Annotated in this window: 6 protein-coding genes; 1 reads left to right on the forward strand and 5 read right to left on the reverse strand. The window is 44.6% G+C overall.

Translation table 11 applies throughout. The features are described 5' to 3' along the window. Positions 1–241: 241 nt before the first annotated feature. From PX481_RS06435 to PX481_RS06450, 4 genes are all read right to left on the reverse strand, one after another. The gene (locus PX481_RS06435) at positions 242–1,024 is read right to left on the reverse strand and encodes an energy-coupling factor ABC transporter ATP-binding protein (RefSeq protein WP_002761800.1); all 783 of its coding nucleotides are present in this window, start codon (positions 1,022–1,024) and stop codon (positions 242–244) included. A 119-nt stretch (positions 1,025–1,143) separates the two neighbouring features. Next, complete coding sequence (cbiQ, locus tag PX481_RS06440) at positions 1,144–1,917, reverse strand: cobalt ECF transporter T component CbiQ (protein ID WP_002761798.1); 774 nt, start codon at positions 1,915–1,917, stop codon at positions 1,144–1,146. 161 nt (positions 1,918–2,078) lie between these two features. After that, a complete protein-coding gene (locus PX481_RS06445) occupies positions 2,079–2,402 on the reverse strand; it encodes a PDGLE domain-containing protein (protein ID WP_288094038.1) in 324 nt (107 codons plus the stop codon). A gap of 28 nt (positions 2,403–2,430) precedes the next feature. Beyond that, positions 2,431–3,159: an energy-coupling factor ABC transporter permease gene (locus tag PX481_RS06450; RefSeq protein WP_288094040.1), complete on the reverse strand. Its 729-nt coding sequence runs from the start codon at positions 3,157–3,159 to the stop codon at positions 2,431–2,433. A gap of 420 nt (positions 3,160–3,579) precedes the next feature. Here PX481_RS06450 and PX481_RS06455 point away from each other — a divergent pair, with 420 nt between their 5' ends. Then, the gene (locus PX481_RS06455; protein WP_043995593.1) at positions 3,580–4,116 is read left to right on the forward strand and encodes a deoxycytidylate deaminase; all 537 of its coding nucleotides are present in this window, start codon (positions 3,580–3,582) and stop codon (positions 4,114–4,116) included. 14 nt (positions 4,117–4,130) lie between these two features. On the opposite strand, the gene PX481_RS06460 is transcribed toward PX481_RS06455, so the two are convergent. Continuing rightward, positions 4,131–4,265, reverse strand: a complete 135-nt coding sequence (locus PX481_RS06460) for a hypothetical protein (protein ID WP_256378314.1) — start codon at positions 4,263–4,265, stop codon at positions 4,131–4,133. Positions 4,266–4,639 lie beyond the last annotated feature (374 nt).

Raw genomic sequence — 4,639 nt, forward strand, 5'->3', positions numbered from 1 at the left:
CCCCTATCTCTCCCACAACTGGTACTTTTTGATTGACAAAAAGTCTAAAAGTCTTACCCAACAAGGTTTTTAGATTTATTCAGCAAGCCCTATCTAAATCACTCGTTAAGACTGTCTATGAGGGGGGAAAAGGGAGCTTTTTTTCAGTGTTGCCAAAGGCACGGCGTAGCCGTCCAGTAAACAGTAATCGGTGAACTGAAAACTCACATCTGATAACTGATAACTGATAACTGATCACTGATCACTGATCACTGACTTGTGAGGGCGCATCAGCGATCGCACAGTAGGGACGACTATAACAAAGGGGTATTTCCAGGTCGTGTTGTTCCAAAAATTCCCGATTACTTAAAATCTTAGCGGTTTCTCCCTCTCCCACCACCTGACCACGATTTAAAACAACCGTGCGATCGCATAATTCTAAAGCCAGATCGAGATCGTGGGTAGCGATCACTTGGGTTTGGGGTAAAGTGGCTAACAGTTGTATTAATTGCCGACGGGACCGGGGGTCTAGTTGGGCGCTAGGTTCATCAAAAACTAAGACCTGCGGTAACATGGCTAAAACCCCCGCAATCGCCACGCGTTTTTTTTCACCCCCCGATAGATTCTGACTGTTTCTCTTACCATAATGCTGGGAATCCAATCCCACCGCGTGTAAAGCATGATGACAGCGATGGTTTAAATCCTCTCCGCGAATTCCCTGATTCATCGGGCCAAAAGTCACATCTTCCCAGACAGTGGGCATAAATAGCTGATCGTCGGGGTTTTGGAAGACTAAACCGACAAAATTGCGGATATTTTCTAAATTCTCCGGTTTAACTTGGTAGGGACCGACGGTGATTTTACCCGTTTGCGGCGGGAGAATACCGTTAAAATGCAGTAATAAGGTGGATTTTCCCGATCCATTTGCCCCGACCAAAGCCACCTTTTCCGTAGCTTCAATGGCTAAATTAATACCCTTTAACGCTTCTGTGCCGTCAGGATAGGTATAAACTAGGTTTTCAATAAAAATCGGGTTGTGGTGCATGAAAAACGAGACTTTTACCGAAAAATTGGGTTTAAGGTTCCCCGTCCTTTAGCGTAGCGGAGGACGGCTTTTTTGGCAACAGGTTGTCAATCTAGCTTCAAGTTTAGGCAACGGGAGTGTCAACTGAGCAGATGTACCATTTGACCCCAGAGGATCAGAATTACTATGCAAATTATAGCGAGATAATCTTTCAGCTTGCTTTGGGGAACCTGTACAGAGGGCAAGGAACCAGTGTAACCCCTCGATAACATGGCTTGATAAATGCGCTCGCCACGTTCGTAGGTACGGATAAATAAAGCGCCGATCATGTGTCCCACTAGCAACCGTTGCCATCGGGGACTACTCATTAAATTGCGCGCAATTGCTGCCCTTCGCATGGAATTAAATTCAGCGATCAAAACAGCTAGATAACGGTACATAGAAGCCAAAATTGCCACCAATAAAGGGGGAGTTTTCAGGGTAACTAATGCTTGCAACAGGTCGGGAATTGCTGTCGTTAAAACCAGAATATTGACCGTACAAAGACAGAGAAAAGCTTTTAGGGCCACACTGCCTAACACCAGCAATCCCTCGCTAGTTACCCGCAAAAATCCCCAAGACCAAAGAATTTCCCCGCCATCACGAAAAAGAGTTCCCAATAAAACCACACCGATAAAGACAAATTCGATCGCTACTCTTTGTAAAAGTACGGGAATAGCCACCCGACTGATCAGAATTAAAATAATTAATCCTAATCCGTAAATCCCCCAAGTTTCCCAGCTACCATTCGGCGTTAAGGCTGTGGCAAAAACTAACAAAAGAGTCACTAAAACACGGGTATGGGGCGCGAGTCTCTGCCAAAAACCGAAATTTGGGCGCTCATTTTCGCAAGAAAAAGTGGCAATGTGTAGCATTTATTCAGTTATCAGTTATCAGTTATCAGTTAGAAAGGGGATGTAGGGATTTAGGGGTTTAGGGGTTTAGGGATTTAGGGGTTTAGGGGTTTAGGGATTTAGGGAAATTTCAGCTAAATGCCCCACGTCCCCACGTCCCCACGTCCCCACGTCCCGACTCCTTACTCCTGATTTTGGGATTTTGGAATGACTAATTTACCGATACCCCAAGCGATGCCGAAAGTGGCAAGAGTTCCCAGAAAACCGGCGATGGGAGTGGCGATACCTTCGGGAACACCTTTGAGGGCATAACCATCAAAAATTCGGGCAAAAGGTAATTGACTACCTAGGGCGTTAGGGTCTTCTTTTTTGCTAAATTGCAAGTCTTCCGCCACTCGATCGAGTCCGTCGGGATCGGGACTGGCAAAGGGAGAAAGAAAAACGGCGATAATTAGGGATAATACTAAGCCAATCAGAAAAAATCGGCTATTTCTGCGAATATTCATCGACTTAATTGGTTTATTGACGAGAAGCTTAGGAAGGGGAAACAGAAGTATTAACGGAATGGGGCGGATCGTAGAGGAGATCGGGACGAGTTCGCCAGATATAACCGACAGCGAAAACGGTAATAACCGCTTCCCCGATGCCGATGAGGATATGCCAAGATAACATGGCAAAAAGGGCGACTAAAGGCGGTACAGTACCCGATAAAGCCAATTGCAGGGCGCAAGCTAACGCCGCCACCACCACACTTGTCCAAGCAGCCACGGCAACAGCGATCGCCATACTGCGCCAACTATTAAAACCGAGGGCTTTTCTAATCCCCAGATAGAGATAATAACCGCCAAACGTCCCGATCAGACCCATATTGACGATATTTGCCCCTAAAACCGTTAAACCGCCATCTTGAAAAAATAAAGCTTGCACGATAAAAACCACCGCCATCACCAGAGAACCCGCCCAGGGACCGAGCAGAACCCCCGCGAGGGTCCCCCCTAACAAATGTCCGGAGGTTCCCCCCGGAATGGGAAAATTAATCATCTGGGCGGCAAAAATAAAGGCGGCACAAACTCCCATCAAAGGTACAGCCCGTTCAGCGTAGTGACCGCGCACTTTTTTGAGAGAAAAGCCAATCAGGACAACGGCAATTATCCAAGTAAATAGACTCACCGATGGACTCAAAAAGCCGTCAGGAATATGGAGGGCGAGATAAGGGGTAAGGAGAGGGTGAAACAAACCAACTCCCAGAAAATTAACAGACATTAAAACTCAGTCTCCTTGGCAATTTGGGTTAAAGATTTGAATAGAATTGTTTCGCTGGGACGGAAAAGTCCTATCTTCTAGTAGATAACTAACCGCTTCATTCTACAATGCTCTCTCTGGGGATTTAAACCCTTTAGCTTCTTAAGAATTTCTGTTATTTTGCCAGCCGTCAAGGTTTAGCTATCAGCCAAAATCTGATTATTCTCCAGCGTCAAATTCTTTAAATTATTATTAATTTTTCGAGTTTTTTTCAGTTTTTATGCTATGCCTTAACCAGTGAGCAGTTAGAAGAGGCTGGTGACTACATTGGCCACGTGATCGATGGTCAGGGTGGTGCTTTAATTGGTTTAGAGGTCAACTAATGATAAGCTATCAGAGAGAACCCCCTCTTTTTTGCTTTTTCTAGCTTGGTATGAAACCGTGATCAACTCTGAAGAAAAAAGACCGACTTGGGACGAATATTTTTTAATGATCGCTAAATTAGCCGCCACCAGATCCACCTGTTTAGCTTTTCCCGTCGGTGCGGTAATTGTCAAAGATCGGCAGGTTTTAGCCACGGGTTACAATGGTTCGCCATCGGGAACGGTTCATTGTACTGCCCAGGGTTTTTGTTATCCCGGTTTGGGAACCTGTCGAGAATCCGGAGAAATTCCCTCTAGAGCAATTCATGCCGAAGCTAATGCGATCGCTCAAGCGGCCAAACACGGTATTTCTACCCAAGGGGCTAGTATTTACGTTACTTTAGAACCCTGTATTTCCTGCTTAAAACTAATTATTTCTTCGGGAATTAAAGAAGTTTTTTACGAAGCGGATTTTAATAGTGGGACAAAAGCAATGTTAAGGGATTCTTTTCTAGAAACGGGGATTATTAAATATAAAAAGATTTATTTATCAGCAGAAATGGCTAGTCATGCGGCCTTATTTTTATTAAATCCCATTTCGATCGATCTCAGGTAGTTATCCCAAGGATGCTAATTACTAGGAAAAGTCTCTATTTCTAGGGTAGATAAAGTTAGTTGAATTGGGATAATTTTATGGGCGGTTTTCCAGAAAAGGTTCGATATCGATGGGGAACCAATCGGCTCTCTTGTTCTTTGTGTGGTCATTTTAACTTACTATAGAAGCGATCAATCTTTGTGTCCTCTGTGCCTCTGTGGTTCCTTCCACTCCCTCGCCAGCAGGACTGTATCTTAGAATACATTTTACCCACCAAACCTAAGAGAGCCACCAATCTCCGTCTAATACTAAATCCGGTTATTAAAAACTGATTATCTATTCCTCCCCAACAAGGTTTTTCCCATTATTCAGCCACCCCTAAATAGGGTCTGCTGAAAAAGTTTTTCCTGGGGGTAGGAGTCAGTAGCCGGTCGTCAGGAGTCGATCGTTTTAGGCTTTGTTGCCCTTGTTTTTTGTACCAAGCGATGTACTACAAGAAGGATAATGCAAGGTTTTTGAACGTCCCAATCCTATTTTCGCAGCA

This window comes from Microcystis sp. M53603_WE2, assembly GCF_030065435.1.